This window comes from Pseudomonas azotoformans, assembly GCF_900103345.1.
Lineage (GTDB): Bacteria > Pseudomonadota > Gammaproteobacteria > Pseudomonadales > Pseudomonadaceae > Aquipseudomonas > Aquipseudomonas azotoformans.
Genome location: NZ_LT629702.1, coordinates 4,027,901 through 4,040,533 on the forward strand (window position 1 = coordinate 4,027,901; position 12,633 = coordinate 4,040,533).

The following is a 12,633-nucleotide window of genomic DNA, read 5'->3' on the forward strand; positions in this document are numbered from 1 at the left end:
CAAATGAGGGCGGTTCTGCTTATCGTTTAGAGTCAGTTAAGCGATACACCCAGTGCCTTTGCGATTGCTTCTCCATAAGCCGGATCGGCCTTATAGAAATGCTGCAGCTGGCGCTGAACTACGTCAGTGGAAACACCCCCCATTGCGCCGGCAATGTTGTTGGTGAGCAAGTCTTTCTGCTCATCGCTCATCAAGCGGAACAGTGCACCGGCATGGCTGTAGTAATCGGTGTCTTCACGGTGATCGTAGCGATCAGCCGCACCGCTCAAGGCCAAGGCAGGCTCAGCGTATTGAGGTGCTTGTTTAGGCGCATCGGAGTAGCTGTTCGGCTCGTAGTTAGGTGCTGCACCGCCGTTGCTGCCGAACGCCATCGAACCATCACGCTGGTAGCTGTTCACCGGGCTACGTGGGGCGTTCACCGGCAAGTGCTGGTGATTGGTGCCGACACGGTAGCGGTGGGCATCTGCGTAGGCGAATACACGACCTTGCAGCATGCGATCCGGCGACAGGCCGACGCCTGGAACCATGTTGCTTGGGCCGAATGCGGCTTGTTCCACTTCAGCAAAGTAGTTCTGCGGGTTGCGGTTCAACTCCAGTTCGCCGACTTCAATCAAAGGGAATTCCTTCTGCGACCAGGTTTTGGTCACATCGAAAGGATTCTCGTAATGAGCGTTGGCCTGGGCCTCGGTCATGATCTGGATGCACACGCGCCATTTCGGGAAATCACCGCGCTCGATCGCACCAAACAGATCGCGCTGGGCATAGTCCGGATCAGTACCGGCCAGGCGAGCAGCTTCGGCGGGTGCCAGATTCTTGATGCCCTGTTTGGTCTTGTAGTGCCACTTGACCCAGTGACGCTCGCCCTTGGCGTTGATCAGGCTATAGGTGTGGCTGCCAAAGCCGTGCATGTGGCGGTAGCCATCAGGGATGCCACGGTCCGAGAACAGGATGGTGACCTGGTGCAGCGCCTCTGGCGAGTGAGACCAGAAGTCCCACATCATTTGCGCGCTCTTCAGGTTGCTTTGCGGCAGACGCTTCTGGGTGTGGATGAAGTCAGGGAACTTCAATGGGTCGCGAATGAAGAATACCGGGGTGTTGTTGCCAACGATGTCCCAGTTGCCTTCTTCGGTATAGAACTTCAGGGCGAAGCCGCGTGGGTCGCGCTCGGTGTCAGCCGAACCGCGTTCGCCACCCACAGTGGAGAACCGCAAGAAGGTAGGCGTTTGCTTACCGACAGATTCGAACAGTTTGGCGCTGGTGTATTGAGTAATGTCTTGGGTAACCGTGAAGGTCCCGTAGGCACCCGAGCCCTTGGCGTGTACGCGGCGCTCAGGGATGTTTTCGCGGTTGAAGTGAGCGAGCTTCTCGATCAGATGAAAATCATCGAGGAGCAACGGACCGCGCGGGCCGGCAGAACGGGAATTCTGGTTGTCCGCAACGGGAGCGCCGCTGGCGGTAGTAAGGATTTTATTCTGGCTCATGTTCAATTTCCCTCAGGTCGGACTTGGAACTGCCGGCTAATCGGCTTGGAGGGAGTATTGATCATCAATATGACGTCTACAAATTCATTAAATTGTAGGCTTCGATAGAAAATAACTACCAAACTCCCCGCGACTCATAGTGCCAAGCACAACCGACAGAAAATTGTACAAATCGCGCTTTTCTTACGCGCACAAAAAACCGGGCACTAGGCCCGGTTCTTCGTTACAGCTTGTCGTCTTACTCGGCGCTTACAGCTTCGCCAGCAGTAGCACGATCAACCAACTCGACGTACGCCATAGGCGCGTTGTCGCCAGCGCGGAAACCGCACTTGAGGATGCGCAGGTAGCCACCCTCACGGGTAGCGTAACGCTTGCCCAGGTCGTTGAAGAGCTTACCAACAATAGCTTTCGAACGAGTACGGTCGAAAGCCAGACGGCGGTTAGCCAGGCTGTCTGTCTTGGCCAAAGTGATCAGCGGCTCAGCAACGCGACGCAGTTCTTTAGCTTTCGGCAGTGTAGTTTTGATCAGCTCGTGCTCGAACAGCGACACCGCCATGTTTTGGAACATGGCCTTGCGGTGCGAGCTGGTACGGCTCAGGTGACGACCACTTTTACGATGACGCATGGTTCATTCCTTACCAAACTCACGTTCGGTGATTACGACGATCAGGCAGTCGCCTTGTCGTCCTTCTTAAGACTTGCAGGCGGCCAGTTGTCGAGGCGCATGCCGAGGGACAGACCGCGGGAGGCCAGAACGTCCTTGATTTCAGTCAAGGATTTCTTGCCCAGGTTCGGAGTCTTCAACAGTTCTACTTCGGTACGCTGAATCAGGTCACCGATGTAGTAAATGTTTTCCGCCTTAAGGCAGTTAGCCGAACGTACAGTCAGTTCCAGATCGTCAACCGGGCGAAGCAGGATCGGATCGATCTCGTCTTCCTGCTCGATTACCACTGGTTCGCTGTCACCTTTGAGGTCGACGAACGCAGCCAACTGCTGTTGCAGGATGGTTGCAGCGCGGCGGATAGCCTCTTCAGGATCCAGGGTACCGTTGGTTTCCAGATCAATAACCAGCTTGTCCAGGTTAGTACGCTGTTCGACACGGGCGTTTTCCACCACGTATGCGATACGGCGAACCGGGCTGAACGAAGAGTCAAGCTGCAAGCGACCAATGCTGCGGCTTTCGTCTTCATCGCTCTGACGCGAGTCGGCCGGTTCATAACCACGACCACGAGCTACAGTGAGCTTCATGTTCAGGGCGCCGTTAGACGCCAGGTTAGCGATTACGTGATCGGGGTTAACGATCTCGACATCATGATCCAGCTGAATATCGGCAGCGGTAACCACCCCCGAACCCTTCTTCGACAAGGTCAGCGTAACTTCGTCACGGCCGTGCAGCTTGATAGCCAGACCTTTAAGGTTCAACAGGATTTCAATTACGTCTTCCTGTACACCTTCGATGGCGCTGTACTCGTGGAGCACACCGTCAATCTCGGCCTCGACTACTGCACAGCCGGGCATTGAGGACAACAGGATGCGGCGTAGCGCGTTGCCCAGGGTGTGGCCAAAACCACGCTCGAGAGGCTCGAGAGTAATTTTGGCGCGGGTTGGACTGACAACCTGCACATCAATGTGGCGGGGTGTCAGGAACTCATTTACCGAAATCTGCATGGATGCACCTATTTTCTAGCCCTTACTTGGAGTAGAGCTCGACAATCAGGCTTTCGTTGATGTCGGCGGACAGATCACTGCGAGCAGGAACGTTCTTGAAAACGCCCGACTTCTTCTCAGTGTCTACTTCTACCCATTCTACGCGGCCACGTTGGGCACACAGATCGAGAGCTTGGACAATGCGAAGTTGGTTTTTTGCTTTCTCGCGAACTGCGACCACGTCACCAGCACGAACCTGGTAGGACGGAACGTTTACGGTCTGACCGTTAACGCTGATCGACTTGTGCGATACCAGCTGACGGGATTCGGCACGAGTCGAACCAAAGCCCATACGGTATACAACGTTGTCCAGACGGCATTCGAGCAGTTGCAGCAGGTTTTCACCGGTTGCACCTTTCTTGCCAGCAGCTTCTTTGTAGTAGCCGCTGAACTGACGCTCGAGAACGCCGTAGATACGACGGACCTTCTGCTTTTCACGCAGTTGGGTGCCGTAATCGGACTGGCGACCGCGGCGTTGGCCGTGGATACCAGGTGCTGCTTCAATGTTGCACTTCGATTCGATCGCGCGCACGCCGCTCTTCAGGAAGAGATCGGTGCCTTCGCGACGAGCGAGTTTGCATTTTGGACCAATGTAACGAGCCATTCTTTACAATCTCCTGGATTACACGCGGCGCTTCTTCGGCGGACGGCACCCGTTGTGCGGGATTGGCGTCACGTCGGTGATGCTGGCGATCTTATAGCCACAGCCGTTCAAAGCACGGACAGCAGACTCACGACCTGGACCTGGACCTTTGACGTTAACGTCGAGGTTTTTCAGGCCGTATTCCAGCGCAGCTTGACCAGCACGTTCAGCAGCTACTTGAGCAGCAAACGGGGTGGACTTGCGGGAACCGCGGAAACCCGAACCACCGGAGGTAGCCCAAGAAAGCGCGTTACCTTGACGGTCGGTGATGGTCACGATGGTGTTGTTAAAAGAAGCATGGATGTGGGCGATGCCATCAACCACTGTCTTTTTAACTTTTTTACGAGGACGAGCAGCAGGTTTTGCCATGATAATTTTCCTGTCGATTCGCTGGGGCGATTACTTGCGGATCGGCTTACGCGGACCTTTACGGGTACGCGCGTTAGTCTTGGTACGCTGACCGCGCACTGGAAGACCACGACGATGACGCAGACCGCGATAGCAACCGAGGTCCATCAAACGCTTGATTTTCATGTTGATTTCGCGACGCAGGTCACCTTCAGTGGTGAACTTCGCCACTTCGCCACGCAGCAATTCAATCTGCTCGTCGCTCAGATCCTTGATCTTAGCGGCTGGGTTTACCCCAGCAACTGCGCAAATTTTCTGCGCAGTAGTGCGACCAACACCATAGATGTAGGTCAGCGAGATAACAGTGTGCTTGTTATCTGGAATGTTAACGCCTGCAATACGGGCCATTCAGTGGGACTCCAATTGACAGCTACCTACGCCCCGGAAGCCAAGAAATAGGGCGCGAGATAATATCGCTGTAATAACAAATAATCAACCCGGCAGCGCACTAGCTGCCGGGCTTCAAGCGGATCACACTCAGCCTTGGCGCTGTTTGTGACGCGGTTCCGCGCTGCAAATTACTCGAACAACACCTTCGCGGCGAATAATCTTGCAGTTACGGCACAGCTTTTTCACCGATGCACGAACTTTCATCACCAACTCCTCGAACCTTATGGGGTACTCAGCGCAACATGCCGCTGCCGTAGCCCTTCAGGTTGGCTTTCTTCATCAGGGATTCGTACTGGTGCGAAACGAGGTGCGATTGTACTTGGGACATGAAGTCCATCACAACCACGACCACGATCAGCAACGAGGTCCCGCCAAGGTAGAACGGAACGTTTGCTGCAACCACCAGGAACTGGGGCAACAAGCACACGGCCGTCATATATAGAGCACCGAACAGGGTCAAACGAGTCAGAACGCCATCAATGTAGCGTGCAGACTGCTCACCTGGACGGATGCCCGGAATAAAGGCACCGGACTTCTTCAGGTTTTCCGCTACGTCTTTCGGATTGAACATCAACGCCGTATAGAAGAAGCAGAAGAAAATAATCCCTGCACTAAACAGCAGAATATTCAACGGCTGACCAGGAGCGATCGACTGAGAGAGGTCCTGCAGCCAGCCCATATTTTCAGACTGACCAAACCAGGTACCCAACGAAGCCGGAAACAGCAAAATGCTGCTCGCGAAAATTGCCGGAATAACACCGGCCATATTCACTTTCAGCGGTAAGTGGCTGGTCTGCGCAGCAAAAACCTTACGGCCCTGCTGACGCTTGGCGTAGTGAACAGCAATACGACGCTGGCCACGCTCAATGAACACCACAAAACCGATAATCGCTACTGCCAGCAAACCGATGGCAACCAAGGCAAAAATGTTGATATCACCCTGACGTGCAGACTCGAAAGACTGCCCAATCGCTCTCGGAAGACCGGCGACGATACCTGCGAAAATCAACATCGAGATACCGTTGCCAACACCACGCTCAGTAATCTGCTCACCCAGCCACATCATGAACATCGCACCAGCCACAAAAGTGGATACCGCGACGAAATGGAAGCCAAAGTCACCAGTGAACGCAACACCCTGCCCGGCCAGGCCAACGGACATGCCGATAGCTTGGACCAAGGCGAGGATGACAGTGCCGTAGCGGGTGTACTGGCTAATCTTGCGACGGCCAGCTTCACCTTCCTTCTTCAACTGCTCCAGCTGCGGGCTGACGGCGGTCATCAGTTGCATGATGATCGATGCCGAGATGTACGGCATGATCCCCAGTGCAAAGATGCTCATCCGTTCCAGCGCGCCGCCGGAAAACATGTTGAACAAGCTAAGAATGGTCCCCTCATTCTGTCGAAACAGGTCTGCGAGTCGGTCCGGGTTGATACCTGGAACCGGGATGTGTGCGCCTATTCGGTAGACGATAATCGCCAGGAACAGAAAACGCAGACGAGCCCAAAGTTCAGACATACCGCCTTTGCCGAGCGCTGAGAGAGCACCTTGCTTAGCCATTTATTCCTCGAACTTGCCGCCAGCTGCTTCGATAGCCGAACGCGCACCTTTGGTGGCGCCGATTCCCTTGCCGATAGTGACAGCGCGAGTCACTTCACCGGACAGCATGATTTTCACACGCTGCACGTTGACGTTGATCACGTTGGCATCTTTCAGGGTCTGCACAGTAACGATGTCGCCTTCCACTTTAGCCAGCTCGGACAGACGCACTTCTGCGCGATCCATGGCCTTCAGGGAAACGAAACCGAACTTAGGCAGGCGACGATGCAGCGGCTGTTGACCGCCTTCAAAGCCTGGAGCGATGGTGCCACCGGAGCGGGAGGTTTGACCTTTGTGGCCACGGCCACCAGTCTTACCCAAACCGCTACCGATACCACGGCCCGGACGATGCTTTTCGCGACGGGAACCCGGCGCTGGACTCAGATCATTGAGTTTCATCGATTAACCCTCTACACGCAGCATGTAGTAAGCCTTGTTGATCATCCCGCGATTCTCGGGAGTATCCTGGACTTCTACAGTGTGACCGATGCGACGCAGACCCAGACCTTTAACACACAGTTTGTGGTTAGGGATGCGGCCGGTCATGCTTTTGATCAGCGTTACTTTAACGGTAGCCATGATCAGAAGATCTCCTTGACAGTCAGACCACGCTTGGCAGCGATGGACTCAGGAGATTGCATAGCTTTCAAACCTTTGAAAGTGGCGTGAACCACGTTTACCGGGTTAGTCGAGCCGTAGCACTTGGCCAGAACGTTCTGAACGCCAGCAACTTCGAGGACAGCACGCATAGCGCCGCCAGCGATGATACCGGTACCTTCAGAAGCAGGCTGCATGTACACCTTCGAAGCGCCATGGGCGGACTTCATTGCGTACTGCAGAGTGGTGCCGTTCAGATCAACTTGGATCATATTGCGACGAGCAGCTTCCATTGCCTTCTGGATCGCAGCAGGCACTTCACGTGACTTGCCACGGCCGAAGCCAACACGCCCTTTACCATCACCTACCACGGTCAACGCGGTGAAAGTGAAGATACGGCCGCCTTTAACGGTTTTGGCTACGCGGTTAACTTGAACCAGCTTCTCAATGTAGCCTTCGTCGCGCTTTTGGTCGTTATTTGACATAACTTAGAACTCCAGCCCAGCTTCACGAGCAGCATCAGCCAGCGCTTTCACGCGACCGTGGTACTTGAAGCCAGAGCGGTCGAAAGCCACTTGCGAGACGCCAGCGGCCTTAGCACGCGTAGCGACCAGCTGGCCAACCTTTGTGGCCGCGTCGATGTTGCCGGTGGCACCATCACGCAGTTCTTTATCCAAAGTCGAGGCGCTTGCCAGGACTTTGTTGCCGTCGGCCGAGATGACCTGGGCGTAGATGTGCTGCGACGAGCGGAACACGCAGAGACGCACGACTTCGAGTTCGTGCATTTTCAGGCGTGCTTTGCGAGCGCGACGCAGTCGAGTAACTTTTTTGTCGGTCATTTGCTATGCCCTACTTCTTCTTGGCTTCTTTACGACGGACGACTTCGTCCGCGTAGCGCACACCTTTGCCTTTGTACGGCTCTGGTGGACGGAAGTCGCGGATCTCAGCGGCCACTTGACCTACCAGCTGCTTGTCGATGCCCTTGATCAGGATATCGGTCTGGCTAGGGGTCTCAGCAGTGATGCCCGCTGGCAGTTCGTAATCCACAGGGTGCGAGAAGCCAAGGGCCAGGTTCAAAACCGTGCCTTTTGCTTGCGCTTTGTAACCAACACCGACCAGCTGGAGCTTACGCTCGAAGCCTTGGCTTACGCCTTGGACCATGTTGTTTACCAACGCACGCGTGGTACCGGCCATTGCGCGAGTTTGTTGATCGCCATTGCGAGCAGCGAAACGCAGCTCACCAGCTTCTTCAACGATCTCAACGGACGAATGGATGTTCAGTTCAAGAGTACCCTTGGCACCCTTCACCGAAAGCTGTTGGCCTGCGAATTTGACTTCGACACCGGCTGGCAGCTTAACGGGGTTCTTAGCGACGCGAGACATGCTTATCCCCCCTTAGAACACAGTGCAAAGAACTTCGCCGCCGACACCGGCAGCGCGCGCAGCACGATCCGTCATCACACCTTTGTTGGTGGAGACGATAGACACGCCCAGACCGCCACGAACTTTCGGCAGATCTTCAGCGGACTTGTACTGACGCAGGCCTGGACGGCTAACGCGCTTCACTTCCTCGATGACCGAACGGCCTTCGAAGTACTTCAGCTCGATGGACAGCAGTGCTTTTACATCGCTGCTGATCTGATAACCCGCAATGTAGCCTTCGTCTTTCAGGACTTTGGCAACAGCTACCTTCAACTTGGAAGATGGCATGCTTACGACGGACTTTTCAGCCATCTGGGCATTACGGATACGAGTTAGCATGTCCGCTAACGGGTCCTGCATACTCATGGGCTAGACGCTCCTAATACAAAAAAATTAGCCTTGCGGCTACATATGTCGCCGAGAATCTCCGGGTAAAACACACGGGCTCAGGCGAGCCGCGTATTTTAGACACACTCCAGAAATGAAACAAGCCCCAAAAGGGGCTTGTTCCAGATTCAAGGTCACCGGTGGTCGTTATCTTGCGATGCGAACCACTTGGACTTCGAAAGTACTTACCAGCTGGCTTTAACCAGACCTGGTACGTCACCACGCATTGCCGCTTCACGCAGTTTGTTACGGCCGAGGCCGAACTTGCGGTAAACGCCGTGTGGACGACCGGTCAGGCGGCAGCGGTTACGCATGCGCGAGGCGCTTGCGTCACGTGGCTGCTTCTGCAGGGCAACTGTCGCTTCCCAACGTGCTTCTGGACTTGCGTTCAGATCAACGATGATTGCTTTCAGTGCTGCACGCTTCTTGGCGTACTTGGCAACCGTGAGCTGACGCTTCAGCTCGCGGTTTTTCATGCTCATCTTGGCCATGGTCCTACTCCAATCAGTTGCGGAACGGGAATTTGAAAGCACGCAACAGGGCGCGACCTTCATCATCGTTCTTGGCAGTGGTGGTCAGGGTGATGTCCAGACCGCGGAGAGCATCGATCTTGTCGTAGTCGATTTCCGGGAAGATGATCTGCTCTTTCACGCCCATGCTGTAGTTACCACGACCATCGAAGGACTTGGCATTCAGGCCGCGGAAGTCGCGAACCCGAGGCAGGGAGATCGACAGCAGACGATCCAGGAACTCATACATACGCTCACGGCGCAGGGTCACTTTGACGCCGATCGGCCAACCTTCACGGACTTTAAAGCCAGCGATGGATTTCCGAGCGTAGGTCACAACGACTTTCTGGCCGGTGATCTTTTCCAGGTCAGCAACAGCGTGCTCGATGACTTTTTTGTCACCGATCGCTTCGCCCAGACCCATGTTCAGGGTGATTTTGGTAACGCGCGGAACTTCCATCACGTTCCCAAGCTTAAGTTCTTCCTTAAGCTTAGGGGCGATTTCCTTCCGGTAAATCTCTTGTAGTCGTGCCATGGTCTAATCTACCTAGCAGTGTTCAAGCATCAACCGCTTTTTGGGTCGACTTGAAGACACGAATTTTCTTACCGTCTTCTACTTTGAAACCAACGCGGTCAGCCTTGTTGGTTTCGCCGTTGAAGATGGCGACGTTAGAAGCGTCCAGCGGAGCTTCTTTCTCGACGATACCGCCCTGCACGCCCGACATCGGGTTAGGCTTGGTATGACGCTTGACCAGGTTCAGACCACCGATAACCAGACGGTTATTAGCGAGAACCTTAAGCACCTTACCGCGCTTACCTTTGTCTTTGCCGGCGATCACGATGATCTCGTCGTCACGACGAATCTTTTGCATGTCGGATCTCCTTACAGCACTTCTGGGGCGAGCGAGACGATCTTCATGAACTTCTCAGTACGAAGTTCACGGGTCACTGGCCCAAAGATACGGGTGCCGATCGGCTCTTGCTTGTTGTTCAGAAGAACAGCAGCGTTGCCATCAAAGCGGATAATGGAGCCATCAGCACGACGTACGCCGTGACGAGTGCGGACTACAACAGCAGTCATCACTTGGCCTTTTTTCACTTTACCGCGAGGAATTGCTTCCTTCACGGTAACTTTGATGATGTCACCGATACCAGCGTAACGACGATGGGAGCCACCCAGCACCTTGATGCACATAACACGGCGAGCGCCGCTGTTATCGGCCACATCGAGCATGGATTGAGTCTGAATCATATAATTTCTCCGACCCCTAGTCCTTAGACTTCCACAGCGCGTTCGAGAACATCAACCAGTGCCCAAGACTTGGTCTTGGCCAGCGGACGAGTTTCACGAATAGTGACTTTGTCGCCGATGTGGCACTGATTGGTTTCGTCGTGCGCGTGCAGCTTAGTCGAACGCTTAACATATTTACCGTAGATCGGGTGCTTAACGCGACGCTCGATCAGAACGGTGATGGTTTTGTCCATCTTGTCGCTGACAACACGGCCAGTCAGCGTACGGACAGTCTTTTCGGCTTCAGCCATGATCACTTACCTGCCTGCTGGTTGAGCACAGTCTTCACGCGAGCGATGTCACGCTTAACTTGCGAGAGCAGATGAGACTGCCCCAACTGGCCAGTTGCTTTCTGCATACGCAGATTGAACTGGTCGCGCAGCAGGCCGAGCAGTTGCTCGTTCAGCTGCTGTGCGGATTTTTCACGAAGTTCATTCGCTTTCATCACATCACCGTCCGTTTAACAAAGGAGGTGGCGAGCGGCAGCTTTGCAGCAGCCAGGGCGAAAGCCTCACGCGCCAGCTCTTCAGAAACGCCCTCGATTTCATACAGGACTTTGCCTGGCTGAATCTGGGCTACCCAGTATTCCACGTTACCCTTACCTTTACCCATCCGAACCTCGAGAGGTTTTTTGGAGATCGGCTTGTCCGGGAATACACGGATCCAGATCTTGCCGCCACGTTTCACGTGACGGGTCAGTGCACGACGCGCTGACTCGATCTGACGAGCGGTGAGACGACCACGAGCTACAGACTTCAGCGCGAACTCGCCGAAGCTGACTTTGCTACCGCGCTGAGCCAGACCACGGTTGTGGCCTGTCATCTGCTTGCGGAACTTCGTACGCTTAGGTTGCAACATTTGGCGTACCCCTTACTTAGCAGCTTTTTTACGAGGCGCTGGTGCTTGTGGTTTCAGTTCTTCTTGGCGACCACCAATTACTTCGCCTTTGAAGATCCAAACCTTTACACCGATCACACCGTAAGTGGTGTGAGCTTCGTAGTTGGCATAGTCGATGTCGGCACGCAGGGTGTGCAGTGGCACACGACCTTCGCGATACCATTCAGTACGTGCGATTTCAGCACCGCCGAGACGACCGCTCACTTGGATTTTGATGCCTTTGGCACCAATGCGCATGGCGTTCTGTACAGCGCGCTTCATAGCGCGACGGAACATTACGCGACGCTCCAGCTGCTGAGCTACGCTCTGCGCAACCAGCATACCGTCGAGCTCCGGCTTGCGGATCTCTTCGATATTGATGTGCACAGGCACACCCATTTGCTTGGTCAGGTCCTGACGCAGTTTCTCAACATCTTCACCTTTCTTCCCGATAACGATACCTGGACGAGCGGTGTGGATGGTGATACGTGCAGTTTGCGCCGGACGATGGATATCGATACGGCTTACGGACGCGCTTTTTAGTTTGTCTTGGAGATACTCACGCACCTTCAGATCAGCGAACAAGTAGTCCGCATAAGTCCGACCGTCTGCGTACCAGACGGAGGTGTGCTCCTTGACGATTCCCAGGCGAATGCCAATGGGATGTACTTTCTGACCCATCTCTTCGACTCCGTTACTTGTCAGCAACCTTGACAGTGATATGGCAAGACCGCTTGACGATGCGATCAGCACGGCCTTTGGCACGTGGCATGATGCGCTTCAGCGAACGCCCTTCGTTGACGAAAACGGTGCTGACCTTCAGGTCATCAACGTCTGCGCCTTCGTTATGCTCGGCGTTGGCTACGGCCGACTCCAGCACTTTCTTCATGATCTCGGCGGCTTTCTTACTGCTGAAAGCCAACAGGTTGAGCGCTTCGCCCACCTTCTTCCCGCGGATCTGGTCGGCGACCAAGCGGGCTTTCTGGGCGGAGATTCGAGCGCCCGACAACTTAGCGGCTACTTCCATTTCCTTACCCCTTAACGCTTGGCTTTCTTGTCTGCCACGTGCCCACGATAAGTGCGGGTACCGGCAAACTCGCCTAGTTTGTGGCCGACCATGTCTTCGTTCACGAGAACTGGGACGTGCAAGCGACCGTTGTGTACAGCGATGGTCAGACCGACCATTTGTGGCAGGATCATCGAACGACGCGACCAGGTCTTAACTGGTTTGCGATCGTTCTTTTCCGCCGCCACTTCGATCTTCTTCAGTAGGTGAAGATCAATAAAAGGACCTTTTTTCAGAGAACGTGGCACTGTCGTAT

General features: G+C 54.6%; 24 protein-coding genes. All 24 read right to left on the reverse strand.

The genetic code is table 11. From position 1 onward, the window contains the following. Nucleotides 1-32 precede the first annotated feature (32 nt). Complete coding sequence (locus BLR69_RS18195) at nucleotides 33-1,481, reverse strand: catalase (protein ID WP_071493734.1); 1,449 nt, start codon at nucleotides 1,479-1,481, stop codon at nucleotides 33-35. A 238-nt stretch (nucleotides 1,482-1,719) separates the two neighbouring features. Beyond that, the gene (rplQ, locus tag BLR69_RS18200; RefSeq protein ID WP_003176402.1) at nucleotides 1,720-2,106 is read right to left on the reverse strand and encodes a 50S ribosomal protein L17; all 387 of its coding nucleotides are present in this window, start codon (nucleotides 2,104-2,106) and stop codon (nucleotides 1,720-1,722) included. 41 nt (nucleotides 2,107-2,147) lie between these two features. Then, the gene (locus BLR69_RS18205; RefSeq protein ID WP_003176403.1) at nucleotides 2,148-3,149 is read right to left on the reverse strand and encodes a DNA-directed RNA polymerase subunit alpha; all 1,002 of its coding nucleotides are present in this window, start codon (nucleotides 3,147-3,149) and stop codon (nucleotides 2,148-2,150) included. A gap of 22 nt (nucleotides 3,150-3,171) precedes the next feature. Further along, on the reverse strand, nucleotides 3,172-3,792 hold the full coding sequence (gene rpsD / locus BLR69_RS18210) for a 30S ribosomal protein S4 (RefSeq protein ID WP_003176404.1): 621 nt from the start codon (nucleotides 3,790-3,792) through the stop codon (nucleotides 3,172-3,174). An 18-nt stretch (nucleotides 3,793-3,810) separates the two neighbouring features. Further along, complete coding sequence (gene rpsK / locus BLR69_RS18215; RefSeq protein WP_002555466.1) at nucleotides 3,811-4,200, reverse strand: 30S ribosomal protein S11; 390 nt, start codon at nucleotides 4,198-4,200, stop codon at nucleotides 3,811-3,813. A gap of 30 nt (nucleotides 4,201-4,230) precedes the next feature. Continuing rightward, nucleotides 4,231-4,587: a 30S ribosomal protein S13 gene (rpsM, locus tag BLR69_RS18220; RefSeq protein ID WP_024077676.1), complete on the reverse strand. Its 357-nt coding sequence runs from the start codon at nucleotides 4,585-4,587 to the stop codon at nucleotides 4,231-4,233. Nucleotides 4,588-4,716: 129 nt separating this feature from the next. Then, nucleotides 4,717-4,833 (reverse strand): 50S ribosomal protein L36, encoded by a 117-nt coding sequence (rpmJ, locus tag BLR69_RS18225; protein ID WP_002555468.1) that lies wholly within the window; start codon nucleotides 4,831-4,833, stop codon nucleotides 4,717-4,719. A 28-nt stretch (nucleotides 4,834-4,861) separates the two neighbouring features. Beyond that, nucleotides 4,862-6,190 carry a preprotein translocase subunit SecY gene (gene secY, locus BLR69_RS18230; protein ID WP_003176406.1) on the reverse strand — a complete coding sequence of 443 codons (1,329 nt, stop codon included), beginning with the start codon at nucleotides 6,188-6,190 and terminating at the stop codon, nucleotides 4,862-4,864. Continuing rightward, on the reverse strand, nucleotides 6,191-6,628 hold the full coding sequence (gene rplO / locus BLR69_RS18235; RefSeq protein WP_003176407.1) for a 50S ribosomal protein L15: 438 nt from the start codon (nucleotides 6,626-6,628) through the stop codon (nucleotides 6,191-6,193). A 3-nt stretch (nucleotides 6,629-6,631) separates the two neighbouring features. Then, a complete protein-coding gene (rpmD, locus tag BLR69_RS18240; protein ID WP_003176408.1) occupies nucleotides 6,632-6,808 on the reverse strand; it encodes a 50S ribosomal protein L30 in 177 nt (58 codons plus the stop codon). A 2-nt stretch (nucleotides 6,809-6,810) separates the two neighbouring features. Next, nucleotides 6,811-7,311: a 30S ribosomal protein S5 gene (gene rpsE, locus BLR69_RS18245; RefSeq protein WP_003176409.1), complete on the reverse strand. Its 501-nt coding sequence runs from the start codon at nucleotides 7,309-7,311 to the stop codon at nucleotides 6,811-6,813. 3 nt (nucleotides 7,312-7,314) lie between these two features. Beyond that, a complete protein-coding gene (gene rplR, locus BLR69_RS18250) occupies nucleotides 7,315-7,665 on the reverse strand; it encodes a 50S ribosomal protein L18 (RefSeq protein ID WP_003186037.1) in 351 nt (116 codons plus the stop codon). A gap of 10 nt (nucleotides 7,666-7,675) precedes the next feature. Further along, the gene (gene rplF / locus BLR69_RS18255) at nucleotides 7,676-8,209 is read right to left on the reverse strand and encodes a 50S ribosomal protein L6 (RefSeq protein WP_003194640.1); all 534 of its coding nucleotides are present in this window, start codon (nucleotides 8,207-8,209) and stop codon (nucleotides 7,676-7,678) included. A 12-nt stretch (nucleotides 8,210-8,221) separates the two neighbouring features. Next, nucleotides 8,222-8,614 (reverse strand): 30S ribosomal protein S8, encoded by a 393-nt coding sequence (gene rpsH / locus BLR69_RS18260; RefSeq protein WP_010206883.1) that lies wholly within the window; start codon nucleotides 8,612-8,614, stop codon nucleotides 8,222-8,224. Nucleotides 8,615-8,820: 206 nt separating this feature from the next. Continuing rightward, nucleotides 8,821-9,126 (reverse strand): 30S ribosomal protein S14, encoded by a 306-nt coding sequence (gene rpsN / locus BLR69_RS18265; RefSeq protein WP_003176414.1) that lies wholly within the window; start codon nucleotides 9,124-9,126, stop codon nucleotides 8,821-8,823. Nucleotides 9,127-9,139: 13 nt separating this feature from the next. Beyond that, nucleotides 9,140-9,679, reverse strand: coding sequence for a 50S ribosomal protein L5 (rplE, locus tag BLR69_RS18270; RefSeq protein ID WP_003194642.1), 540 nt, complete (start codon nucleotides 9,677-9,679; stop codon nucleotides 9,140-9,142). Nucleotides 9,680-9,701: 22 nt separating this feature from the next. After that, a complete protein-coding gene (rplX, locus tag BLR69_RS18275; protein WP_003176416.1) occupies nucleotides 9,702-10,016 on the reverse strand; it encodes a 50S ribosomal protein L24 in 315 nt (104 codons plus the stop codon). Between the two features lie 11 nt (nucleotides 10,017-10,027). After that, nucleotides 10,028-10,396 carry a 50S ribosomal protein L14 gene (rplN, locus tag BLR69_RS18280; protein WP_002555479.1) on the reverse strand — a complete coding sequence of 123 codons (369 nt, stop codon included), beginning with the start codon at nucleotides 10,394-10,396 and terminating at the stop codon, nucleotides 10,028-10,030. Nucleotides 10,397-10,419: 23 nt separating this feature from the next. Next, complete coding sequence (rpsQ, locus tag BLR69_RS18285; RefSeq protein ID WP_003176419.1) at nucleotides 10,420-10,686, reverse strand: 30S ribosomal protein S17; 267 nt, start codon at nucleotides 10,684-10,686, stop codon at nucleotides 10,420-10,422. Nucleotides 10,687-10,688: 2 nt separating this feature from the next. Continuing rightward, a complete protein-coding gene (gene rpmC, locus BLR69_RS18290) occupies nucleotides 10,689-10,880 on the reverse strand; it encodes a 50S ribosomal protein L29 (RefSeq protein WP_002555481.1) in 192 nt (63 codons plus the stop codon). Next, entirely contained in the window at nucleotides 10,880-11,293 is a 414-nt protein-coding gene (rplP, locus tag BLR69_RS18295) for a 50S ribosomal protein L16 (protein ID WP_003176421.1), read from the reverse strand. Before rplP ends, rpmC begins: the two co-directional genes overlap by 1 nt. A gap of 12 nt (nucleotides 11,294-11,305) precedes the next feature. Continuing rightward, entirely contained in the window at nucleotides 11,306-11,992 is a 687-nt protein-coding gene (gene rpsC, locus BLR69_RS18300; RefSeq protein WP_003176422.1) for a 30S ribosomal protein S3, read from the reverse strand. A gap of 13 nt (nucleotides 11,993-12,005) precedes the next feature. Continuing rightward, complete coding sequence (gene rplV, locus BLR69_RS18305) at nucleotides 12,006-12,338, reverse strand: 50S ribosomal protein L22 (RefSeq protein ID WP_003103908.1); 333 nt, start codon at nucleotides 12,336-12,338, stop codon at nucleotides 12,006-12,008. A gap of 11 nt (nucleotides 12,339-12,349) precedes the next feature. Beyond that, complete coding sequence (gene rpsS / locus BLR69_RS18310; RefSeq protein ID WP_003232420.1) at nucleotides 12,350-12,625, reverse strand: 30S ribosomal protein S19; 276 nt, start codon at nucleotides 12,623-12,625, stop codon at nucleotides 12,350-12,352. Nucleotides 12,626-12,633: the final 8 nt, after the last annotated feature.

Coding starts and splice junctions, on each gene's coding strand:
- BLR69_RS18195 (WP_071493734.1), bottom strand. CDS start 1,481: ATGAGCCAGAATAAAATCCTTACTACCGCCAGCGGCGCTCCCGTTGCG.
- rplQ (WP_003176402.1), bottom strand. CDS start 2,106: ATGCGTCATCGTAAAAGTGGTCGTCACCTGAGCCGTACCAGCTCGCAC.
- BLR69_RS18205 (WP_003176403.1), bottom strand. CDS start 3,149: ATGCAGATTTCGGTAAATGAGTTCCTGACACCCCGCCACATTGATGTG.
- rpsD (WP_003176404.1), bottom strand. CDS start 3,792: ATGGCTCGTTACATTGGTCCAAAATGCAAACTCGCTCGTCGCGAAGGC.
- rpsK (WP_002555466.1), bottom strand. CDS start 4,200: ATGGCAAAACCTGCTGCTCGTCCTCGTAAAAAAGTTAAAAAGACAGTG.
- rpsM (WP_024077676.1), bottom strand. CDS start 4,587: ATGGCCCGTATTGCAGGCGTTAACATTCCAGATAACAAGCACACTGTT.
- rpmJ (WP_002555468.1), bottom strand. CDS start 4,833: ATGAAAGTTCGTGCATCGGTGAAAAAGCTGTGCCGTAACTGCAAGATT.
- secY (WP_003176406.1), bottom strand. CDS start 6,190: ATGGCTAAGCAAGGTGCTCTCTCAGCGCTCGGCAAAGGCGGTATGTCT.
- rplO (WP_003176407.1), bottom strand. CDS start 6,628: ATGAAACTCAATGATCTGAGTCCAGCGCCGGGTTCCCGTCGCGAAAAG.
- rpmD (WP_003176408.1), bottom strand. CDS start 6,808: ATGGCTACCGTTAAAGTAACGCTGATCAAAAGCATGACCGGCCGCATC.
- rpsE (WP_003176409.1), bottom strand. CDS start 7,311: ATGTCAAATAACGACCAAAAGCGCGACGAAGGCTACATTGAGAAGCTG.
- rplR (WP_003186037.1), bottom strand. CDS start 7,665: ATGACCGACAAAAAAGTTACTCGACTGCGTCGCGCTCGCAAAGCACGC.
- rplF (WP_003194640.1), bottom strand. CDS start 8,209: ATGTCTCGCGTCGCTAAGAACCCCGTTAAGCTGCCAGCCGGTGTCGAA.
- rpsH (WP_010206883.1), bottom strand. CDS start 8,614: ATGAGTATGCAGGACCCGTTAGCGGACATGCTAACTCGTATCCGTAAT.
- rpsN (WP_003176414.1), bottom strand. CDS start 9,126: ATGGCCAAGATGAGCATGAAAAACCGCGAGCTGAAGCGTCAGCTCACG.
- rplE (WP_003194642.1), bottom strand. CDS start 9,679: ATGGCACGACTACAAGAGATTTACCGGAAGGAAATCGCCCCTAAGCTT.
- rplX (WP_003176416.1), bottom strand. CDS start 10,016: ATGCAAAAGATTCGTCGTGACGACGAGATCATCGTGATCGCCGGCAAA.
- rplN (WP_002555479.1), bottom strand. CDS start 10,396: ATGATTCAGACTCAATCCATGCTCGATGTGGCCGATAACAGCGGCGCT.
- rpsQ (WP_003176419.1), bottom strand. CDS start 10,686: ATGGCTGAAGCCGAAAAGACTGTCCGTACGCTGACTGGCCGTGTTGTC.
- rpmC (WP_002555481.1), bottom strand. CDS start 10,880: ATGAAAGCGAATGAACTTCGTGAAAAATCCGCACAGCAGCTGAACGAG.
- rplP (WP_003176421.1), bottom strand. CDS start 11,293: ATGTTGCAACCTAAGCGTACGAAGTTCCGCAAGCAGATGACAGGCCAC.
- rpsC (WP_003176422.1), bottom strand. CDS start 11,992: ATGGGTCAGAAAGTACATCCCATTGGCATTCGCCTGGGAATCGTCAAG.
- rplV (WP_003103908.1), bottom strand. CDS start 12,338: ATGGAAGTAGCCGCTAAGTTGTCGGGCGCTCGAATCTCCGCCCAGAAA.